General features: G+C 69.0%; 17 protein-coding genes. All 17 read left to right on the top strand.

The window, feature by feature from the left end; genetic code table 11:
• Positions 1-22 precede the first annotated feature (22 nt).
• Positions 23-1,831, top strand: a complete 1,809-nt coding sequence (locus E3O23_RS07495; RefSeq protein WP_241983372.1) for a peptidoglycan D,D-transpeptidase FtsI family protein — start codon at positions 23-25, stop codon at positions 1,829-1,831.
• Between the two features lie 13 nt (positions 1,832-1,844).
• The gene (locus E3O23_RS07490; protein WP_134489678.1) at positions 1,845-3,389 is read left to right on the top strand and encodes a Mur ligase family protein; all 1,545 of its coding nucleotides are present in this window, start codon (positions 1,845-1,847) and stop codon (positions 3,387-3,389) included.
• The gene (locus tag E3O23_RS07485; protein WP_134489676.1) at positions 3,389-4,801 is read left to right on the top strand and encodes a UDP-N-acetylmuramoyl-tripeptide--D-alanyl-D-alanine ligase; all 1,413 of its coding nucleotides are present in this window, start codon (positions 3,389-3,391) and stop codon (positions 4,799-4,801) included. The genes E3O23_RS07490 and E3O23_RS07485 overlap by 1 nt, the downstream gene beginning before the upstream one ends.
• On the top strand, positions 4,798-5,889 hold the full coding sequence (gene mraY, locus E3O23_RS07480) for a phospho-N-acetylmuramoyl-pentapeptide-transferase (protein WP_134489674.1): 1,092 nt from the start codon (positions 4,798-4,800) through the stop codon (positions 5,887-5,889). The genes E3O23_RS07485 and mraY overlap by 4 nt, the downstream gene beginning before the upstream one ends.
• Positions 5,874-7,448, top strand: a complete 1,575-nt coding sequence (gene murD, locus E3O23_RS07475; protein ID WP_134489672.1) for a UDP-N-acetylmuramoyl-L-alanine--D-glutamate ligase — start codon at positions 5,874-5,876, stop codon at positions 7,446-7,448. Before mraY ends, murD begins: the two co-directional genes overlap by 16 nt.
• Positions 7,411-8,733 (top strand): putative lipid II flippase FtsW, encoded by a 1,323-nt coding sequence (ftsW, locus tag E3O23_RS07470; protein WP_134489670.1) that lies wholly within the window; start codon positions 7,411-7,413, stop codon positions 8,731-8,733. Before murD ends, ftsW begins: the two co-directional genes overlap by 38 nt.
• On the top strand, positions 8,730-9,797 hold the full coding sequence (murG, locus tag E3O23_RS07465) for an undecaprenyldiphospho-muramoylpentapeptide beta-N-acetylglucosaminyltransferase (RefSeq protein ID WP_134489668.1): 1,068 nt from the start codon (positions 8,730-8,732) through the stop codon (positions 9,795-9,797). The genes ftsW and murG overlap by 4 nt, the downstream gene beginning before the upstream one ends.
• A 126-nt stretch (positions 9,798-9,923) precedes the next feature.
• Positions 9,924-11,321, top strand: coding sequence for a UDP-N-acetylmuramate--L-alanine ligase (gene murC, locus E3O23_RS07460; RefSeq protein WP_134489666.1), 1,398 nt, complete (start codon positions 9,924-9,926; stop codon positions 11,319-11,321).
• Between the two features lie 13 nt (positions 11,322-11,334).
• Positions 11,335-12,411 carry a cell division protein FtsQ/DivIB gene (locus tag E3O23_RS07455; RefSeq protein WP_134489664.1) on the top strand — a complete coding sequence of 359 codons (1,077 nt, stop codon included), beginning with the start codon at positions 11,335-11,337 and terminating at the stop codon, positions 12,409-12,411.
• A gap of 193 nt (positions 12,412-12,604) precedes the next feature.
• The gene (gene ftsZ / locus E3O23_RS07450) at positions 12,605-13,795 is read left to right on the top strand and encodes a cell division protein FtsZ (RefSeq protein WP_134489662.1); all 1,191 of its coding nucleotides are present in this window, start codon (positions 12,605-12,607) and stop codon (positions 13,793-13,795) included.
• A gap of 32 nt (positions 13,796-13,827) precedes the next feature.
• The gene (locus E3O23_RS07445; RefSeq protein WP_134489660.1) at positions 13,828-14,517 is read left to right on the top strand and encodes a YggS family pyridoxal phosphate-dependent enzyme; all 690 of its coding nucleotides are present in this window, start codon (positions 13,828-13,830) and stop codon (positions 14,515-14,517) included.
• Positions 14,518-14,553: 36 nt separating this feature from the next.
• Positions 14,554-15,039: a cell division protein SepF gene (locus tag E3O23_RS07440; RefSeq protein ID WP_134489658.1), complete on the top strand. Its 486-nt coding sequence runs from the start codon at positions 14,554-14,556 to the stop codon at positions 15,037-15,039.
• A gap of 25 nt (positions 15,040-15,064) precedes the next feature.
• On the top strand, positions 15,065-15,364 hold the full coding sequence (locus tag E3O23_RS07435) for a YggT family protein (RefSeq protein WP_134489656.1): 300 nt from the start codon (positions 15,065-15,067) through the stop codon (positions 15,362-15,364).
• Positions 15,365-15,462: 98 nt separating this feature from the next.
• Entirely contained in the window at positions 15,463-16,113 is a 651-nt protein-coding gene (locus E3O23_RS07430; RefSeq protein WP_134489654.1) for a DivIVA domain-containing protein, read from the top strand.
• Positions 16,103-16,753, top strand: a complete 651-nt coding sequence (gene lspA / locus E3O23_RS07425) for a signal peptidase II (RefSeq protein ID WP_174776608.1) — start codon at positions 16,103-16,105, stop codon at positions 16,751-16,753. The genes E3O23_RS07430 and lspA overlap by 11 nt, the downstream gene beginning before the upstream one ends.
• Positions 16,753-17,673, top strand: coding sequence for an RluA family pseudouridine synthase (locus E3O23_RS07420; protein WP_134489650.1), 921 nt, complete (start codon positions 16,753-16,755; stop codon positions 17,671-17,673). The genes lspA and E3O23_RS07420 overlap by 1 nt, the downstream gene beginning before the upstream one ends.
• Positions 17,674-17,783: 110 nt before the next feature.
• Positions 17,784-21,251 carry a DNA polymerase III subunit alpha gene (gene dnaE, locus E3O23_RS07415; protein ID WP_134489788.1) on the top strand — a complete coding sequence of 1,156 codons (3,468 nt, stop codon included), beginning with the start codon at positions 17,784-17,786 and terminating at the stop codon, positions 21,249-21,251.
• Positions 21,252-21,321: the final 70 nt, after the last annotated feature.

The raw sequence follows: 21,321 nt of genomic DNA, 5'->3' as shown, positions 1-21,321 counted from the left end.
CGGCCGCAGTGAGGATGTGACGGTGCCGTTGAACCCCGGGGCTCGCCCAGGCAAGTCCAGCAATTCGGCCAGGTCCGACCGGCGTCGCCTGGCCGTCACCGTCGTCCTGCTCTTCGCGATCGTCGGCGTCTTCGTGGTCCGCCTCATCGACATCCAGGTCGTCCGGGCGGACACCCTCAGCGCCGACTCGCTCGGCAACCGCTCCGTCGAACAGACCGTCTACGGCTCGCGCGGCGACATCCTCTCCTCCGACGGAGACGTGCTCGCCGGCACCGTCATGCGCTACGACATCACGATCTCCCCGCGGAACGCGGGGGAGTTCACCCGCACGACCGACGCCGGACCGGTCACCGTCACCGTGGCCCAGGCCGCGGCGGAAATCGGGGCGATCACCGGACAGACCGGCGACGAGATCCTCGGGATCATCACCGACTCCCTCGCCGCGAACAAGAACTCCGACTTCGCCTACGTGGCCAAGAAGGTCAATGTCGACTCCCTGCGCGCCATCAAGGAGCTCAGCATCCCCTGGATCTACCCGAGGACCAACCCCAGCCGGGTCTACCCGAACGGCGCCGTCGCCGGGAACCTCGTCGGCTTCGTGTCGGCGGACGGGGAACCGCAGGCCGGCCTCGAGGTCGGCCAGGACTCCTGCCTCGCCAGCACCAACGGCGTGGAAACCTACGAGAAGGGCGCGGACGGGGTCCGCATTCCCGGCAGCACCGTCACCGCGAAACAGGTCGTCGACGGCGGCGATGTCGTCACGACCATCAACCGCGACCTGCAGTGGTTCGTGCAGCAGGCGCTGGCCGAGCAGGCCCAGGCGACCGGCGCGGCCTGGGGCACCGTCGTCGTCCAGGAGGTCAAGACCGGCAAGCTCCTCGCCGTGGCCGACTACCCGACCGTCGACCCGAACAACGTGAGCGCCACCGCGGCGAAGAACCGCGGCTCGCGGGCCTTCACCGACTCGTTCGAACCCGGGTCGACGTTCAAGACGCTCACCTCGGCATCCGTGCTCGACTCCGGCAAGGCCACGCTCAAGACGCACATCATCGCGCCCTACCGGTACAAGCCGGGCAACGGCGCCAACGTCAACGACAGCCACCGGCACGACGACGAGAAGCTCACCCTGACCGGGGTGATGATCGAGTCCTCGAACACCGGGATGTCGAAGTTCGGGGAGCTCCTGAGCGACCAGCAGCGCTACGACTACATGAAGAAATTCGGAGTCGGCACCCCGACGGAAACCGGTTTCCCCCGGGAAGATTCGGGCATCCTGCACCCGTACGAGAAATGGGACCCCCAGACCGCGTACGCGACAATGTTCGGCCAGGGCCTCACCACGACGGCGCTGCAGGTCTCGAGCATCTACCAGACCATCGCCAACGACGGCGTCCGGATGCCCGTGACGCTGGTCGAGGGATGCCGCCAGGCCGACGGCAGCGTGCTGGACAAGGCCGACGCGAGCGGGAGCCGGGTCATCTCCGCCGAGGCCGCCCACGCCACGTCGGACGTCCTGGAGATGGTTTACGCCAATAGTTGGGTGGCTTCCAAATGGGAGATTCCCGGCTACCGAGTGGCCGCGAAAACCGGCACGGCCCAGATGCCCAATGGCAAGGGCGGGTACTCCAGGGGCTACCTGGTTTCGGTCTCCGGCTTCGCCCCGGCGGACGATCCGCAGTTCGTCGTGTCGGTGAGCCTCGCGGATCCTGTTAAAATGAATACGTCTGCCGCCTCCGCTCCGATCTTCCAGAAGGTCATGAGCCAGGCGTTGAAGAAGTACCGGGCAGTCCCGTCGGGCACTCCAGCACCCGATCTCCCTGCCAACTGGTAAGAAAGTGAGCCCCGTGACCGAACTGTCGCCCTCGGCGCTCCGTCCTCAGCATCCCATCTCCCGTTCCCTGTCCGGCCTTGTCGACGAATTCGACCTGGAACTGCGCGGTGACCTCGACGGACTCGAAGTCACCGGCGTGAGCCTGAGCTCGCGCACCGTCCAGCCCGGCGACCTGTACGTCGGCGTGCCCGGCCGGAACAGCCACGGCGCCTCCTTCGCGGAAGGCGCCAGGGAAGCCGGCGCCGTCGCCATCCTCACCGACGCCGACGGCGCGGTCATCGCGGAAGGAAGCGGCCTGCCCGTGCTCGTGACGCCGGACGCCCGGGCCGCCCTTGGCTCCGTCGCCGCGTGGATCTATCGAACCGACGAGAATCCCGCGTCGCTGTTCGCCGTCACCGGCACCAACGGCAAGACCAGCGTCGTCTACCTGCTCTTCGCCATCCTGAACCAGCTCGGAATCGTCGCCGGCCTCACCTCGACCGCCGAACGCAGGATCGGCGACCTCGCCGTGACCAGCGCGCTGACCACCCCGGAAGCCAGCGAGCTGCATGCCCTGCTCGCCCGGATGCGCGAGGCCGAGGTGCGCGCCGTCGCGATCGAAGTCTCCGCCCAGGCGCTCAGCCGCCACCGCATCGACGGCCTCGTCTTCGACGTCGCCGGCTTCACCAACCTGAGCCACGACCACCTCGACGACTACGAGGCCATGGAGGACTACTTCCAGGCCAAGCTCGACCTCTTCCAGCCCGACCGTTCCCGCCGCGCTGTGGTCACCGTCGACTCCGACTGGGGCCGGCGGATCGTCCACGACTGCCGCATCCCGGTGACGACCCTCACGACGAGGCTCGATGTCGAAGCGGACTGGCGGATGTTCGTGATCGAGGAGACGGCCCTCTACACGCAGTTCGCGCTCGAAGGCCCGGAGGGCCGACGCCTCGAAACCCGCGTGCCGCTGCTCGGCTGGTACATGGCCGCCAACGCGGCCCTGGCCATCGTGATGCTCGTCGAATCCGGCTACGACCTCGAAGCGATCGCGCACACGCTCGACCGGGACGGAGGCATCGCCGCGTACATCCCCGGGCGGGCGGAACGCATCTCCGGAGACCGCGGCCCGCTGGTCTACATCGACTACGGGCACACCCCCGACGCGTTCCTGAACACCCTGGACGCGATCCGGAAGACCACCGAGGGCCGGCTGATCATGGTGTTCGGCGCGGACGGCGACCGGGACACCACCAAGCGCGCCGACATGGGCGCCATCGCCGCACGCGGCGCGGACGTCGTCGTCGTGACCGACTTCCACCCCCGCTTCGAAGACCCGGCCGCCATCCGCGCCACCCTGCTCGACGCGGCACGGGCCGCCGTCCCGGACGGGGAGTTCCACGAGGTCCCCGACCCGCGGACGGCCTTCCGCACCGCACTGGCCCTGGCGAAGGAAGGCGACGTCATCCTCTATGCCGGGCCCGGCCACGAGGATTACCACGAGGTCGCCGGCGTCAAGATCCCCTACTCGGCGCGCGAAGACTCCCGCCAGGCGCTCCGCGAAGCCGGGTGGCTCTGATGATCGGCCTCAGCCTGGCCGAGATCGCCGACGCCGTCTCCGGTGTCCTGCACACCGGCGGCAGCGCCCTCACCGCGGACTCCGTCGTCTCCGGACCCGTGCACACCGACTCCCGCAACATCGAGGCCGGCGCGATCTTCGTCGCGAAGCCCGGCGAGGTCACCGACGGCCACCTCTTCGCCCCCCAGGCCGTTGACCGGGGAGCCTCGCTCCTCATCGTCGAACGGCACCTGGACCTCCCGGTGGCCCAGGTCGTTGTCCCGGATGTCGTCGTCGCGCTCGGCGCACTGGCCGCGGACGTCGTCACCCGCGTCCGCGCGCTCGGCCGGCTGAAGGTCGTCGGCGTGACCGGCTCGAACGGCAAGACCACGACCAAGAACCTGCTGGGCGCCGTGCTCGAGCGGGTCGGCCCGACCGTCGCCGCGCGCGGATCCTTCAACAACTGGGTGGGCGCGCCGATGACCATGCTCGAGGTCACCGACGACACCCGGTTCCTCGTGGTCGAAATGGGCGCGAGCGGCTCGGGATCCATCCTGCGTCTCGTGCGGCTGGCCCGACCCGACATCGGCATCGTGCTCTCGGTCGGCCTCGCGCACGCCGGCGAGTTCGGCGGCATCGAAGCGACCGCCGACACCAAGGCCGAAATGGTCACCGAGCTCCTCGGCACAGACGTCGCGGTGCTCAACGCCGACGACCCACGCGTCGCCGGCATGGCCGCGAAAACCCGCGCCGACATCGTCTGGTTCGGCCAGGGCCCCACGGCGACGGTCCGCGCGAGCGACCTGCACGCCAGCGCGAGCGGCACCACCTTCGTGCTCCAGCTGGCCTCCGGCGAGAGCCGGACCGTGTCCTTCCGGGTGCTCGGCGAGCACCACGTCATGAACGCCCTGGCGGCGGCCGCCGCGGCCGAGCGGCTCGGCGTGGGCATCGACGACATCGTGGCCGGCCTCGAATCCGTGGCCAGGGCCGAACGCTGGCGGATGGAGGTGCTGGGCGGCCGGGACGGTGTGACGATCATCAACGACGCCTACAACGCGAGCCCCGACTCGATGTCGGCCGCGCTCAAGACCCTCGCCCAGATCCGGGAACCCGGGATGCGCACGGTTGCCGTGCTCGGCGAGATGGCCGAACTCGGCGAGCTGGCGGGGGAGGAGCACGACCGGATCGGCCTGCTCGCGGTCCGGCTGAACATCTCGCAAATCGTCGTCGTGGGCACCGCCGCACGTCGGATGCACATCAGCACCATCAATGAGGGCTCGTGGGACGGTGAGTCGACGTTCGTCGACACGGCGGACGCGGCCTTCGAATTACTGCGCGACTCCCTCCAACCGGGGGACACTGTGCTCGTGAAGTCTTCGAAATCCGCAGGCCTGCGCTTTCTGGGCGATCGACTGGGAGATCTGTTTTCATGAGAGCGCTACTGATCGCCGGAGCCATGTCGCTCGCGTTCACCCTTTTCCTGACCCCCTTGTTCATTCGCTTGTTCAAGAAGCTCGGCTGGGGCCAGTTCATCCGCGACGACGGCCCGAAGAGCCACCACGCCAAGCGCGGCACCGCCACGATGGGCGGGATCATCGTCATCCTCGGCGTGCTGATCAGCTTCTTCAGCGCCAAGATGATCGTCGGGGAACCGATCACGGCGTCGCCGCTGCTGGTGCTGTTCATGATGGTGGGCCTCGGCCTGGTCGGCTTCGTCGACGACTTCCTCAAGACCCGCAACCAGCGCAGCCTCGGCCTCGGCGGCTGGGCGAAGATCGTCGGCCAGGTGCTCGTCGCCGGCGTGTTCGCGTACCTGTCGCTGCAGTTCCCGAACAAGAACGGGCTGACCCCTGCCTCCACGCACATCTCGTTCATCCGGGACCTGCCGCTGGACTTCATGGCCCTCGGGACGGTCGTCGGCCTGATTCTCTTCGTGCTCTGGATTACCCTCATCGTCGCCGCCACCTCCAACAGCGTGAACGTCACCGACGGCCTTGACGGGCTGGCGACCGGGTCCTCGATCCTCGCGATCGGGTCCTTCGTCGTGATCGGCTTCTGGCAGTTCAACCAGTCCTGCTTCGGGGGCTCCGACGCGGCCGACCAGTACCGCTGCTACGAGATCCGCGACCCGCTCGACCTGGCCGTCGTCTCCGCCGCGATCGTCGGCGGGCTGATCGGCTTCCTCTGGTGGAACACCTCGCCGGCGAAGATCTTCCTCGGCGACACCGGGTCGCTCGCCATCGGCGGCGCGATCGCCGCCCTGGCCGTGCTCAGCCGCACCGAGCTGCTGCTCATCCTGATCGGCGGCCTGTTCGTGATCGAATCCGGGTCCGTGATCCTGCAGCGCCTGTTCTTCAAACTGACCCGAGGCAAACGGATCTTCCTGATGAGCCCGATCCACCACCACTTCGAGCTCAAGGGCTGGGCCGAGGTCACCGTCGTTGTGCGCTTCTGGATCATCGGCGGGCTGCTCGTCGCCGCCGGCGTCGGATCGTTCTACCTCGAATGGCTGGCTCGCTAGTGCCGCAAGGCCCTGCCCAGCCCGATCCCGCCGATCCGGTGCCTGACAGGCTCGACGCGCTGACCGGCTGGCATGCCGACTGGACCGGGCTCCGCGTCGCCGTGCTCGGCCTCGGCGTCACCGGGTTCGCCGCCGCGGACACGCTCGCCGAACTCGGCGCGGACGTGCTCGTGGTGGCCGGGGCCGCCGCCGACGAACGCGCCATGCTCCTGGACGTCCTCGGCGTCGCCCTGGTCCAGGCGGAACTGGACACCCCTCCCGCCGAACTGCTCGCGCACCGGCCCGAACTCATCATCGTGTCGCCCGGGTTCCACCCCGACCACCCGCTGCTCCTCTGGGCAGCGGAGCAGGGCATCCCGGTCTGGGGCGACATCGAACTGGCCTGGCGGCTGCGCGACAAGGTGGGGGCGCCCGCCGAGTGGATCCTCGTCACCGGCACCAACGGCAAGACCACGACCGTCCAGCTCACGGCGACGATGCTCGCCGCGGCCGGCTTCCGCGCCGCGCCGTGCGGGAACATCGGCGTGCCCGTGCTCGATGCCGTCCGCGACCCGCAGGGCTGGGACGTGCTCGTCGTCGAGCTCTCCAGCTACCAGCTGCACCACCTGCCGCGCACCGGACCCGGCGCGCTGGCGCCGTGGGCGAGTGTGTGCCTGAACGTCGCCGACGACCACCTCGACTGGCACGGCTCCGCCGCCCTGTACCGCGACGCGAAGGCGAAGGTCTACGCGAACACCAAGGTCGTCTGTGTCTACAACAAGGCCGACGACGCCACCCTGAAGATGGTCGAAGAGGCCGACGTGCGGGAGGGTGCGCGCGCGATCGGCTTCGGGCTGGGCGTGCCAGGGCCGAGCGACGTCGGCATCGTCGACGGGATCCTCTGCGACCGCGCCTTCCTCGAGGACCGCTTCGACCGGGCGGTCGAACTCACCACGGTGACCGCGCTGGCCGCCGCCGGGCTCGACGCTCCGCACGTCGTGGCCAACATCCTCGCCGCGAGCGCCCTCGCCCGCTCCTTCGGCGTACCGCCGGAGACGATCCGCGCGGCCCTGGCGGCCTTCCGCCTCGACGCGCACCGGATCGAGCTCATCGCCACGGCGGGACGCATCCGCTGGATCGATGATTCCAAGGCGACCAACGCGCACGCCGCCGACGCCTCGCTGCGGGCGTTCGACTCCGTCGTCTGGCTCGTCGGCGGACTGCTCAAGGGCGTCGACGTGGACGACCTGGTCAGCCGCCACGTCTCGCGGCTGCGTGCCGCCATCATCATCGGCGTCGACCGGGTCGCGCTGCGCGAGGCATTCGCACGACACGCCCCCGAACTGACGGTGATCGAGATCGACGCGGTTGAGACTGGACAGGTGATGCCGAACGCGGTTCGGGTGGCGGCGGAAGTGGCCGAGGCCGGCGACGTCGTGCTGCTGGCCCCGGCGGCCGCCTCGATGGACCAGTTCGCCGACTATGCGGAACGCGGACGGATGTTCGCGCTGGCCGTCCGAGAGTATGTGGGAGGCGAGCCGGATGACGAATCCACCGAGGACCCGGGCACCCGGGCCTGACCGGCAGCCGCCGCCGCAGTATCGGCAGCAGCTCAGCCAGCACCAGCGCGCCCAGCAGCGCGGCGAGCAGGAGCAGGCCCGGCGGCCGGGCTCCCCACCCGAAACCCCCCAGCCGACCACGGCCGGGGCCAGCGCACGGATCACCCTCGGCCGGGTCTTCAAGGCCGAGTCGGCGAACTACCTGCTCCTGCTCGGCACGACCCTGTTCCTCGTCATCTTCGGCCTGGTCATGGTGCTGTCCTCGTCCTCGGTCGACTCGTACCTCGAAAACGCCGGGTTCTTCGGCGGGCTCCTGCGCCAGGGCATCTTCGCCCTGGCCGGACTGCCGCTCATGCTCCTCGTCAGCCGGCTGCCGATGAAATTCTGGCAGCGCATCGCCTGGCCGGCGCTGCTCTTCGCCTGCTTCCTGCAGTGCCTCGTCGTGTTCACCCCCCTCGGCTACGAGATTGCCGGCAACACCAACTGGCTCACCCTTGGCGGATTCCAGTTCCAGCCCTCCGAGGTCATCAAGGTCGCCCTGGTGATCTGGCTCGGCGTGATCCTCGGCAAGAAAGAGGACAAACTCGACGACTGGCGCCACGTGCTCATCCCGGTCTTCGGCGTCGGCGGCGGCGCCGTTCTCCTTGTCCTCATCGGCGGGGACCTCGGCACGGTCATGATCATGGCCGGCATCCTGTTCGGCGCCCTGTTCTTCGCCGGCGTGCGGCTGCGCATGCTCGGTATCCCGCTCCTGGCCGGAGTGGTCGTCGCCGGGGTGGTGGCCGTGTCCAGCTCGAACCGGATGACCCGGATCATGAGCTTCCTCGGCACCGGCTGCGACGAGCGGGACGGCGCCATTTCCGCCGCCTGCTGGCAGCCCCTTCACGGCACCTGGGCGCTGGCGAACGGCGGAATCCTCGGCGTCGGCCTCGGCAACTCCAAGGCCAAGTGGTCCTGGCTGCCCGCGGCCGACAACGACTACATCTTCGCGATCATCGGCGAGGAACTCGGCCTGATCGGGGCGATCGTCGTGCTGGGGATGTTCATCCTGCTGGCCTTCGCCTTCCTGCGCATCATGCGCTCAAGCACCCACCTGCAGGTGAAGGTGACCACGGCGGCGGTCCTCGTCTGGATCATCGGCCAGGCCCTCGTCAACATCGGCGTGGTGCTCGGGGTCTTCCCCGTGCTGGGCGTACCGCTCCCGCTGATCTCCGCGGGCGGCACCGCCCTGCTCACCACGCTGCTCGCCATCGGCGTCGTGCTGTCCTTCGCCCGCAGCGACCACGCGGAGGCGGATTCCCGGTGACCACCTACCTTCTCGCCGGCGGCGGCACGGCCGGCCACGTCAACCCGCTGCTCGCCGTCGCCGACACCATTCGCCGGCACGAGCCGGATGCCACGGTGCTCGTCCTCGGCACCAGCGAGGGCCTCGAGGCCCGCCTCGTCCCGGCCAGGGGCTACGAGCTCATCATCATTCCGCGGCTGCCCTTCCCCCGGCGGCCCAACCGGCAGGCGCTGAGCTTCCTGCCGCGGCTCCGGCGAGCCGTCAGCCAGGTCGACGACCTGATCCGCTCCCGGAACATCGACGTGGTCGTCGGATTCGGCGGCTACGTGTCCACGCCGGCCTACCTGGCCGCCAGGCGGGCCGGAGTCCCACTGGTCATCCACGAGGCGAACGCCCGGCCGGGCCTCGCCAACAAGCTCGGCGCGCGCTACACGAACCACGTGGGCGTGGCCTTCCCCGGCACACCGATCCGGCACGCCCATTTCGTCGGCATGCCCCTCCGCGCCGAAATCGAACGGCTGGACCGGGAGGCCGCGAGGCCCGAGGCGCTCGCGTTCTTCGGTCTGTCCGCCGACCGGCCCACCCTGCTCGTCACCGGCGGCTCCCTCGGCGCCCGCCGCCTGAACAGCACGGTGACGGACTCCGCGGAGGCGCTGATCGGAGCCGGCTGGCAGGTGCTGCACATCACCGGGGAGAAGTCCGAGGTGAGCGACCCTGACCTCGACCACTACCGCATGGTCGGCTACTGCGACCGGATGGACCTGGCCCTCGCGGCCGCGGACTTCGCCGTGTCCCGCGCAGGGGCGGCGACCGTCAGCGAACTCTCCGCCCTCGGCATCCCGGCCCTCTACGTGCCCTACCCGGTGGGCAACGGCGAACAGAGGTTCAACGCCGCCGACGTCGTCCGCGCCGGCGGCGGCATCCTCGTCGACGACGCCGATTTCCAGCCGTACTGGGTGCTCCGGGAACTCGTCCCCGTCCTGGCCGACCCGGAACGCGTTCGGGCGATGGGCCGCGCCGCGGCCTCCGTGGGCGTGCTGGACGGGTCGGAGCGGATGCTCGAACTGATCCGCCGAGCCCGGTGAACCGCGGCAGCCCCGCAGGCGCTCCCGGACGGGCCAATCCGTCGATCGGCGCCCACGGCGCGTAACGTTGACCCCGCACCTGTTTGTCACCCGGCATCCGCCGGCACACCGAGAAGAGCGCAGACCGTGATTGAACCCGACCTGACCCTCACCGTTCCCGACGAGCTCGGCGCGGTGCATTTCGTGGGCATCGGCGGCTCCGGCATGAGCGGCATCGCCCGCCTGTTCCTGGGGGCGGGCCACACCGTCACCGGCTCCGACCTGCGCGAATCGGACAACGTGCTCGCCCTCCGCAAGTTGGGCGCCCGGATCAGCATCGGGCATGACGCCGCCAACCTCGGCGACGCCGACACGCTCGTCGTCACCGGCGCCCTGTGGCAGGACAACCCGGAGTACGTGCTCGCCCGGGAGCGGGGCATCCCGGTGCTGCATCGCGCGCAGGCCCTGGCCTGGCTGGTCAAGTCGCACCGCCTGGTCTCCGTCGCCGGCGCCCACGGCAAGACCACCTCGACCGGGATGATCGTCACCGGCCTGCTCGGGCTCGGCCAGGACCCCAGCTTCGTCAACGGCGGCGTGATCGAGTCGCTCGGCCTCAGCGCCGCCAGCGGCGCCGACGATCTCTTCGTCGTCGAAGCCGACGAGTCGGACGGCTCCTTCCTCCTCTACGACACCGCCGTCGCGCTCATCACCAACGTCGACCCGGACCACCTCGACCACTACGGATCGCTCGAGGCCTTCGAGGCCGCGTTCGTGGAGTTCGCCCGGAACGCCTCCGAGCTCGTGGTCATCTCCTCCGACGATCCCGGCGCCGTGCACGTGACGACGAGGCTCGCCGACAAGCACGTGATCACGTTCGGTGAAGCGGCCGCGGCGGACGTCCGGGTGCATTCCATCGTCACAGAGGGCCCGGTCAGCTTCGCCGTGCGCTGGGCCGGCCAGGACTACACCACCACCCTGCGCATCCCCGGCAAGCACAACGCCATCAACGCGGCCGGAGCCTTCGCCGTGCTCGTCGGCCTCGGCTTCGACCCGGCGGCGTCCCTCGAAGCCATCTCGGCCTTCGGCGGCACCCAGCGCCGGTTCGAACTGCACGGCACGGCCCGCGGCGTGAGCGTCTACGACGACTACGCGCACCACCCCACCGAGGTCGCGGCCGCCCTCTCCGCCGCCCGCACCGTCGTGGGCACCGGGCGGATCATCGCCGTGCACCAGCCCCACCTGTACAGCCGAACCCGGATGTTCGCCCAGGAATTCGCCGACACGCTCGAATCGCACGCCGACCAGACCGTCGTGCTCGACGTGTACGGAGCTCGCGAAGACCCGGAACCCGGCGTGACCGGGGCGCTCGTCTCGGCCCGGTTCCGCGACCCGGCGCACGTCGCCTTCATCCCGGACTGGCAGGATGCCGCCGACTACGTGGCCTCGATCGCGCGGGAGGGCGACTTCGTCGTCACGCTCGGCTGTGGCGACGTCTACCGGATCGTGCCGCAGCTGCTCGACTCCCTCGGCCGGGCGCCCCAATGACGCGCGACCGGGCATGAAGCGGCCCCAGGGCTTCGAACACCGCCCCCCGCCGCTGCCGCCGGCCGCTGCCCGCCCGGAGCGCCCAGGGGCGAGCGGGTCGAAAGCGACGCCGAAGCCCACGTCGAAGCCTGCGTCGACATCTCCGGGAAAGTCCGCGCCGGGGTCCACGCCGGCATCGTCCGCGCCGACCGAGCCGATCAGGACCCAGCCGGCGGCGTCCGCCGGCCTGGCCCCGGTCTTCCCGTTTCGCCGAACCGGGGACGGGGAAACAGGGACAGGGACAGCGACAGGGAACTCGCCCGCCGGCCAGCCGCCGGGCCAGCCGCTCACGCCCAGGGCGGCGCGCAGCCGGCTCCGGGGCGCCCGGCGCGCCCGGAAGCAGTACGAACGCGAGGAGGTGCGCCGGTTCACCGGGCGCTCCCGGCGCCGCCGCACGACCTGGCTCGTCGGCCTCGGCACGCTGGCCGCGCTCATCGGGTTCGTCCTCGCCGGAGCCTATTCGCCGTTGATGGCGTTGCGCACGATCGAGGTCGTCGGCGCGAACCGGGTCCCCGCGGACCAGGTGACGGCGGCGCTGGAGGACCAGCTGGGCACGCCGCTGCCCCTCGTCGACCTCGCCGCCGTGCGGGAGGAACTCTCCCGGTTCCGGCTCATCCGCAGTTACGCCGTCGAGAGCCGGCCTCCGGGGACCCTTGTCGTCCGGATCGTCGAACGCGAACCGATCGGCGTCATCCCTTCCCGCGGCGACTTCGACCTCGTTGACGCGGCCGGGGTGGTCATCCTGAGTGGCGACGAGCCCCAGGCCGGCTACCCGGCAATCGCAGCCTCGGTCGGCAGCCCGGGCTTCGCCGCCGCCGCGGCCGTCGTCGAGTCGCTGCCGGCCGGCATCCGCACCCAGCTCACGACCGTCACCGCGGCCACGAAGGACGATGTCACCCTGACCCTGGACGGCGGTGCCCGCGTCGTGTGGGGGAGCGCAGAGGAATCGGACTACAAGGCGGTCGTGCTCGCCGCGCTGATGGTCGGGCACCCGGTCGGCGACGTCGACGAATACGACGTGTCGTCACCCGACAGCGCGGTCCTGCGCTGACCCCGGCGCTGAGCCCGCGCACCCGTGCCCCCGGGCGGCCTGCGGGCCATTTCCGACCGATTCTTCGCGACACGCGGGAGCGCGTCCCCAAGCGTGGCGTGCACGCGCCTAACTTCGGAACCAGTAGTAATTGCATACTCAGCATAACTTTAAGCCTCGACTAGAGGTTTAGAGTTCCACCCGGAGGCCGGACGTGTCAAATAATCAGAACTATCTAGCCGTAATCAAGGTTGTCGGTATCGGCGGTGGCGGCGTCAATGCCGTCAACCGCATGATCGAACTTGGCCTCCGTGGGGTCGAGTTCATCGCTATCAACACGGATGCCCAGGCGCTGCTGATGAGCGACGCCGACGTGAAGCTCGACGTCGGTCGTGACCTCACCCGCGGTCTCGGCGCCGGCGCGGACCCCGAGGTCGGCCGCCGCGCCGCCGAGGACCACGCCGAGGAGATCGAAGAGGCCCTCGCCGGGGCCGACATGGTCTTCGTCACCGCCGGTGAAGGTGGCGGCACGGGAACCGGCGGCGCACCCGTCGTCGCCCGGATCGCCAAGTCCATCGGAGCGCTCACCATCGGTGTGGTCACGAAGCCCTTCGGCTTCGAGGGCAAGCGCCGCCAGGCCCAGGCCGAAACCGGAGTCGCTTCGCTCAAGAACGAGGTCGACACCCTCATCGTCGTGCCCAACGACCGCCTGCTGGAAATCAGCGACCGCGGGATCAGCATGCTCGAGGCCTTCGCCACCGCCGACCAGGTCCTCCTCGCCGGCGTGCAGGGCATCACCGACCTGATCACCACCCCCGGCCTGATCAACCTCGACTTCGCCGACGTCAAATCCGTCATGCAGGGCGCCGGCTCCGCCCTGATGGGCATCGGCTCCGCCCGCGGCGCCGACCGGGCGATCAAGGCCGCCGAACTGGCCGTCGCCTCGCCGCTGCTCGAGGCATCCATCGATGGCGCGCACGGCGTGCTCCTCTCGATCCAGGGTGGCTCCAACCTCGGCATCTTCGAGATCAACGATGCCGCTCGCCTCGTGCAGGAGGCGGTGCACCCGGAAGCCAACATCATCTTCGGTGCCGTCATCGACGACACCCTGGGCGACGAGGTGCGGGTCACCGTCATCGCGGCGGGCTTCGACGGCGGGGAGCCCGGCGCCAAGCCGGTCGAGGTCCGCCGCGCCGACCTGGTGGCCGCGGGCATCGCCGCCGGCAGCGTCGGCGCCGCGGCGGGCGCTGCGCCGGCCCCCTCCGCCGATTCGTCGGGACAGTACGTTGACGAGCTCACCTCGTCCTCGGTCTGGTCGGAGTCGGCACCGGGCGGCGCGGTCGTGGCCGATCCGGCGTTCGAAGACGAGGCAGACGACCTCGACATCCCCGACTTCCTCAAGTAGAGCGGCCGGGCGCGGGACCGGGGCGGTGGGCGATGAATGAGTCTGTGTTCCAGGCTCCGCTGCCCGAGCGTCTCGCGGCCGTGCGCGCCGGCATTGCCGACGCGGCTGCGGCGGCGGGACGCTCCGCCGACGAGATCACGACGATCGTCGTGACCAAGTTCCACCCGGCTTCCCTGATCGAAGAGCTCGCCGGGCTGGGCGTCCGGGACGTGGGGGAGAGCCGGCACCAGGAAGCGCAGGCGAAGGCCGCGGAACTGGCCCACCTGGGTCTCACCTGGCACTTCGTCGGCCAGGTGCAGGGCAAGAAGGCCCGACAGGTGCGCGCCTACGCCGACGTGATCCATTCCCTGGACCGCGAGTCGCTGGCGGCCGCCCTGGCGTCGGAGGAGTCCACGGTGGACTGCTTCGTGCAGGTCAATCTCACCGAGGATCCGGCTCGCGGCGGAGTTGCTCCCGAGCGGCTCGAAGCGCTCGTCGGGCAGGTCCTCACGACCCCGGGCATCCGTTTGCTCGGCCTGATGGCCGTCGCGCCGATCGGGGCGGAGCCGCGCCGCTCCTTCGCCCGCGTGCGCGAGCTGGGGGACCAGGTTCGGCGGTTGGCCCCGGAGGCTCGATTCCTGTCGATGGGGATGTCCTCGGACTACGCCGACGCCGTCGCCGAAGGGGCGACACACCTACGAATTGGCACCGCAATCACCGGGAATCGCCCGGCGCACGGTTAATCTCAAAGATGAAGCATCACCAACACGGAGGTCGAGATGTCCAACCCGCTCAAGAAAACCATGGTCTACCTGGGTCTGGCAGACGAAGAGCTGGAGTATGAGGCGCCGGCCGCGGCCAATGTCTCTGCCGTTCCCACCCCGTCCTCGCAGAACACCAGCGGTCAGAACCCGGCCGGGCGCGCCCCGGTGACGCCCCTGCGCAAGACCTCCACCCCCAAGAATGTGGCTGCATCCGAAATGAATGAAATCCTCACCGTCCACCCGCGCCAGTACCGCGATGCGCAGGTGATCGCCGAGTCCTTCCGCGACGGCATCCCGGTCATCATCAACCTGTCCCAGATGAGCGACGCCGACGCGCGCCGCCTGATCGACTTCGCAAGCGGACTCTCCCAGGGCCTGTACGGCAAGATCGAGCGAGTCACCGCCAAGGTTTTCCTGCTGTCCCCGTCGCACGTCGTCGTCTCCGGCGACCACGACGCCGAGGGAGCAGACGCCGAGGCGTCCTTCTTCGCCCAGTCGTAGTCCAGACTCCCCGTAGTATCGAAGAGTGTTATCCCTGCTGGCCGGCATCGCCTACTTCCTCCTCCTGCTCTACTTCTTCGTTCTGTGGGGGCGGTTCATCGTCGACCTCGTGCGCGGCGTCAACCGAGGCTGGCGCCCGCACGGCATCCTCCTCGTGCTCGTCGAGCTCGTCTACACGCTGACCGACCCGCCGCTGAAGTTCTTCCGCCGCGTGGTGCCGTCCCTCCGCGTTGGACCGATCGCGTTCGACTTCGGCTGGAGCCTCACCATGCTCTGCACGATCATCGGAATGACGATTACGGCGTGGCTGCGCGGAATGAGATAGGCCCCCCAACTGCGGGATGTATCCTTGACCTGTGACGCGCTAGCGTTACCAGAACGTTTATTCATCAATTCACAACCAAGTTCTAAGGGTGGAAAGCCATGGCGCTAACTCCGGAAGATGTAGTCAACAAGCGGTTCCAGTCGACCAAGTTCCGTGAGGGATACGACCAGGACGAGGTCGATGACTTCCTCGATGAGGTCGTCGTCGAACTGCGCCGCCTCACCAAGGAAAACGAGGAACTCCGGGCCCAGCTCGGAACCGGCGCGGCCGCAGAGCCCGCCAAGACCGAGGTCGTGGCCGAGGCCGCCGCGGAGCCGGTCGCCGTTCCCGAGCCCGTCAAGGTTGCCGTCGCAGCCGCGGCCGTGCCCGTCGTCGCCGATGCGACTGACGAGACGGCAGGAACCACCAACCTGCTCCAGCTGGCTCGCCGCCTGCACGAAGAGCACGTCAAGGAAGGCGCCGAGAAGCGCGACGCCTTGATCGCGGAGGGCCATGCAACGGCCGCCCGCGTCATCGCGGAGTCCGAGGCGAAGCAGCGCGCACAGATCAACGTCCTCGAGAAGGAGCGTTCCACGCTCGAGACCAAGATCGAAGAGCTGCGCACCTTCGAGCGCGAGTACCGTCAGAAGCTGAAGAGCTACATCGAGGGCCAGTTGCGCGACCTCGACGCCACCTCGCCGGTTGGTGCCGGCGTCGGCAGCGACGCAGGCAACGCTCCGAAGTCGAGCTTCCAGGGCTTTGGCGCGTAGGGCCACAGCGAAGGTCAGCTTCCGCGCGCTACTCGTCCTGGCCGTTGTTGCGCTGGGCGCGTACGCGCTTGATCAAATCAGCAAGTTCCTCGTTGTCACCAACCTGACCGAGGGTGATGTTGTCCGGGTTCTGGACGATGTGCTTCAACTGCACTTCGTCCGGAACCCGGGCGCGGCATTCTCCCTCGCCAGCGGGATGACCTGGATTTTCTCCATCATCGCCACCGGCGTTGTCGTGTTCATCGTCTGGTTCGCGGGCCGCATCCGTTCGGTCGCCTGGTCGGTGGTGTTCGGGCTGCTGCTCGGCGGCGTCCTCGGCAACCTCACCGACCGCCTCCTCCGGGAGCCCGGTTTCGGGGTGGGACAGGTCGTCGACTTCATCTCGACCCCCTGGATGATCCCGGCCATCTACAACGTCGCGGACATGTGCATCGTCGTGAGCATGGGCATCTTCATGATCCTCACGATCCGCGGCATCGGCCTCGACGGGGTGCGCACCAGCGGCTCCGCGGCTGCCGGTGAGGGCACGCCCGCCACGGATTCGGATTCGCCGACGGATTCGCGATCGGAGTCCCCATCCAGATCGGATGCCGCGCCCGACGGCCTCGCCGGGCCCGCCTCTACCGAATCGGCACACTGATGGAAACCCGCGCACTGCCGCTTCCCGACGGGCTCGACGGAGTCCGCGTCGACGCCGGGATCGCCCGGCTCCTCGGATTCCCGCGTACCTTCGCGGCCGAGGTCGCCGAATCCGGTGGCGTGACCCTCGACGGGGTCACCGTAGGCAAGTCCGACCGTTTGCGGGCCGGCGGCTGGCTCGAGGTCAGCTGGCAGCCCAAGGAGGCCGTCACCATCGTCCCGATCCCGGTGCCGGACCTGACGATCGTGCACGACGACGAGAGCATCGTCGTCGTCAACAAGCCCGTCGGAGTGGCCGCCCACCCGAGTGTCGGCTGGACCGGTCCCACCGTGCTCGGCGCGCTCTCCGCCGCCGGCTACCGGATCGCGACCTCCGGCGCCGCCGAACGCGCCGGCGTCGTGCACCGGCTGGACGTCGGCACGAGCGGGCTCATGGTCGTCGCGAAGTCCGAGGCGGCGTACACCGCGCTCAAGCGCGCGTTCCACGACCGCGAGGTGGAGAAGATCTACCACGCCGTCGTGCAGGGCCACCCCGACCCGCTCAGCGGCACGATCGAAGGCCCGATCGGGCGCCACCCGCGCTCGGACTGGAAGTTCGCCGTGGTCGAGGGCGGCAAGCACTCGGTGACCCACTACGAAACCCTGGAGGCGTTCCCCTCTGCGTCGCTGCTCGAGGTGCACCTGGAGACGGGGCGCACCCACCAGATCCGGGTGCACATGGCCGCCCAGCGGCATCCGTGCGTCGGCGACGCCATGTACGGGGCCGACCCGTCCATCTCGGCCCGGCTCGGGCTCACCAGGCAGTGGCTGCACGCCACCCAGTTGGCGTTCTCGCACCCTGACTCCCGGGAGTGGGTGACGTTCAACGCGCCCTACCCGGACGACCTGGCCCACGCCCTCTCTGTCCTCCGTGGCGATTAGGCTGGACCACCACAACCACCCACGAATTCGGAGCAGTTTTGGCGCCTCAGGGTAATTCGGGAGGCTCGAACGACTCGTTCGTCCACCTCCACGTGCACAGCGAGTATTCGATGCTCGACGGCGCGGCGCGGGTGAAGCCGCTGATCGAGGCGGCCGTCGAACAGGGCATGCCCGCCGTGGCGATCACCGACCACGGCAACGTGTTCGGCGCCTTCGATTTCTGGCGCACCGCCACCGAGGCGGGGATCAAACCGATCATCGGGACCGAGGCGTACATCACGCCGGGCACCGACCGGCGCGACAAGACCCGGGTCAAGTGGGGCACCGGGGCCCAGAACCGCGACGACGTCGGCGGCAGCGGCGCGTACACCCACATGACCCTGCTCTCCGAGAGCACGGAGGGCATGCACAACCTGTTCCGGCTCTCCTCGCGGGCGTCGCTCGAGGGCTACTACTTCAAGCCCCGGATGGACCGGGAGATGCTCAGCCAGCACTCCGCCGGCCTGATCGGCACCACCGGCTGCGCCGGCGGCGAGGTGCAGACCCGGCTCCGGCTCGGCCAGTACGAGGAGGCGAAGAAGGCCGCGGGGGACTACCGCGACATCTTCGGCCGCGAGAACTTCTTCTGCGAAATCATGGACCACGGCATCGACGTGGAACGCCGCACCATGACCGACCTGCTGCGGCTCGCCAAGGAACTCGACCTGCCGCTCGTCGCCACGAACGACCTGCACTACACCCACGCCCACGACGCCACCGCGCACGCCGCGCTGCTCTGCGTGCAGTCCGCGTCGACCCTGGACGACCCCAACCGGTTCAAGTTCGACTCCGACGAGTTCTACCTCAAGACCGCCGCGCAGATGCGGCACATCTTCCGGGACAACCCGGAGGCCTGCGACAACACCCTGCTGATCGCCGAACGCTGCGACGTGAAGTTCAACACCCAGGCCAACTACATGCCGCGCTTCCCCGTGCCGGAGGGGGAGGACGAGCAGAGCTGGTTCATCAAGGAAACCGAGGTGGGACTGCACCAGCGCTACCCGGCCGGCATCCCGGCTGATGTGCGCAAGCAGGCCGACTACGAGGTCGGCGTCATCCTGCAGATGGGCTTCCCCGGCTACTTCCTCGTCGTCGCCGACTTCATCACCTGGTCGCGGAAGAACGGCATCCGGGTGGGCCCGGGCCGTGGCTCCGGCGCCGGCTCGATGGTCGCCTACGCGATGGGGATCACCGACCTCGACCCGCTCCGGCACGGCCTCATCTTCGAGCGCTTCCTCAACCCCGACCGCGTCTCCATGCCCGACTTCGACGTCGACTTCGACGAGCGCCGGCGCGGCGAGGTCATCCGCTACGTCACCGAGAAATACGGCGACGAGCGGGTCGCGCAGATCGTCACCTACGGCACGATCAAGGCCAAGCAGGCGCTGAAGGACTCGTCGCGGGTGCTCGGCTTCCCCTTCGGGATGGGCGACAAGCTCACCAAGGCGATGCCGCCGGCGATCATGGGCAAGGACGTGCCGCTGACGGGGATGTTCGACAAGGACCACCCCCGGTACCGGGAGGCCGGCGACTTCCGTGCGGTGATCGAGTCCGACCCGGAGGCTCGCACCGTCTTCGACACGGCCCTCGGCCTGGAGAACCTCAAGCGCCAGTGGGGTGTGCACGCGGCCGGCGTGATCATGTCCTCCGACCCGTTGATCGACATCATCCCGATCATGAAGCGCGAGGTCGACGGCCAGGTCGTCACCCAGTTCGACTACCCCGCCTGCGAGGCCCTCGGGCTGATCAAGATGGACTTCCTCGGGCTGCGAAACCTGACCATCATCGACGACACCCTCGACAACATCGAGGTGAACCGCGGCCACCGCCCCATCCTCGAAGACCTCGAGCTCGATGACACGCTCGCCTACGAACTGCTCGCCCGGGGGGACACGCTCGGCGTGTTCCAGCTCGACGGCGGCCCGATGCGTTCGCTCCTGCGGCTGATGAAACCCGACAACTTCGAGGACATCTCCGCCGTGATCGCGCTGTACCGGCCGGGACCGATGGGCGCGAACTCGCACACCAACTACGCGCTGCGGAAGACCGGCCAGCAGGAGATCGTGCCGATCCACAAGGAGCTCGAAGAGGCCCTCGTCGATGTCATCGGCAACACCTACGGGCTGATCGTCTACCAGGAGCAGGTGATGTCGATCGCCCAGAAGCTGGCCGGCTTCTCCCTCGGCCAGGCCGACCTGCTGCGGCGGGCGATGGGCAAGAAGAAGAAGTCCGAGCTGGACAAGCAGTTCGAGGGCTTCTCCGCCGGCATGGTCGCCAACGGGTACTCGATGGATGCCGTGAACACGGTCTGGAACATCCTGCTCCCGTTCTCCGACTACGCCTTCAACAAGGCGCACTCCGCCGCGTACGGGGTGCTGTCCTACTGGACGGCGTACCTCAAGGCGCACTACCCGGCCGAGTACATGGCCGCGCTGCTCACCAGCGTCGGCGACGCCAGGGACAAGCTCGCGCTCTACCTCAACGAGTGCCGCCGGATGGGCATCCAGGTGCTGCCGCCGGACGTCAACGAGTCCATCGGGTTCTTCGCGGCCGTGGGCACCGACATCCGGTTCGGGCTGGGAGCGGTGCGCAACGTCGGCTTCAACGTCGTCGACGCCATCCGCGCCTCCCGCGACGAGAAGGGCCGCTTCGAGTCCTTCCACGACTTCCTGCGCAAGGTTCCGCTCCCGGTGGCCAACAAGCGCACGATCGAGTCGCTGGTCAAGGCCGGCGCGTTCGACTCGCTCGGCGCCACCCGGCGGGCCATGGTCGAGATCCACGAGGGCGCCGTCGAATCCGCCGTGAAGATCAAGCGCGACGAAGTGCACGGCATGGTCGGCTTCGACTTCGACAGCCTCTTCGACGACCCGCAGGACACCGAGCAGGTTCCGGAACGCCCCGAGTGGAGCAAGAAGGAGAAGCTCGCCTTTGAGCGCGACATGCTCGGCCTCTACGTTTCCGATCACCCGCTCGCGGGGCTTGAGATCCCGCTGGCCAAGCACGCCAGCACGACGATCGCCGACCTGATCGCCTCCGAGGCGACCCAGGACGGCGACACCGTCACCGTCGCCGGGCTGATCACGAGCGTGCAGCACCGCACGGCGAAGAAATCCGGCAACCAGTACGGCATGATCCAGGTCGAGGACTTCGGCGGCGAGATCACGGTGATGTTCATGGGCAAGGCGTACCTGGAGTTCACCGCCGACCTCGTCAGCGACTCGATCGTCGTCGTGCGCGGGCGGGTGAGCCTGCGCGACGATGGGATGAACCTGCACGCGTTCAGCCTGCTCAGCCCCGACCTCGGCCAGGGCTTCGAGAGCGGACCCCTGGCGATCACGCTCACCGAGGCCCGGGCGACCGCGGACACGGTCCGGGCCCTCGGCGAGGTGCTCACCCGCCACGGCGGCGACTCCGAGGTGCGCCTCAAGCTGGTCAAGGGCGCCTCCGCCCGGGTGTTCGAGCTGCCGCACCAGGTCAAGGTGAGCGCCGACCTGTTCGGCGAGTTGAAGAGCCTCCTCGGCCCCTACTGCCTGAGCTGACCGCGAAACCGCAGTTGTGCGCCTTATTCGGGTGTTTTAGCGCGCACAACTGCGGTTTCGCGGATGTTGT

It is taken from the genome of Cryobacterium tagatosivorans (assembly GCF_004402215.1).
Lineage (GTDB): Bacteria > Actinomycetota > Actinomycetes > Actinomycetales > Microbacteriaceae > Cryobacterium > Cryobacterium tagatosivorans.
The sequence above is the reverse complement of the archived record's forward strand: the minus strand, read 5'-3'. Positions and strand labels throughout refer to the sequence as shown.

Coding starts and splice junctions, on each gene's coding strand:
- E3O23_RS07485 (WP_134489676.1), top strand. CDS start 3,389: ATGATCGGCCTCAGCCTGGCCGAGATCGCCGACGCCGTCTCCGGTGTC.
- mraY (WP_134489674.1), top strand. CDS start 4,798: ATGAGAGCGCTACTGATCGCCGGAGCCATGTCGCTCGCGTTCACCCTT.
- murD (WP_134489672.1), top strand. CDS start 5,874: ATGGCTGGCTCGCTAGTGCCGCAAGGCCCTGCCCAGCCCGATCCCGCC.
- ftsW (WP_134489670.1), top strand. CDS start 7,411: ATGACGAATCCACCGAGGACCCGGGCACCCGGGCCTGACCGGCAGCCG.
- E3O23_RS07455 (WP_134489664.1), top strand. CDS start 11,335: ATGAAGCGGCCCCAGGGCTTCGAACACCGCCCCCCGCCGCTGCCGCCG.
- E3O23_RS07445 (WP_134489660.1), top strand. CDS start 13,828: ATGAATGAGTCTGTGTTCCAGGCTCCGCTGCCCGAGCGTCTCGCGGCC.
- E3O23_RS07440 (WP_134489658.1), top strand. CDS start 14,554: ATGTCCAACCCGCTCAAGAAAACCATGGTCTACCTGGGTCTGGCAGAC.
- E3O23_RS07430 (WP_134489654.1), top strand. CDS start 15,463: ATGGCGCTAACTCCGGAAGATGTAGTCAACAAGCGGTTCCAGTCGACC.
- E3O23_RS07420 (WP_134489650.1), top strand. CDS start 16,753: ATGGAAACCCGCGCACTGCCGCTTCCCGACGGGCTCGACGGAGTCCGC.
- dnaE (WP_134489788.1), top strand. CDS start 17,784: ATGCTCGACGGCGCGGCGCGGGTGAAGCCGCTGATCGAGGCGGCCGTC.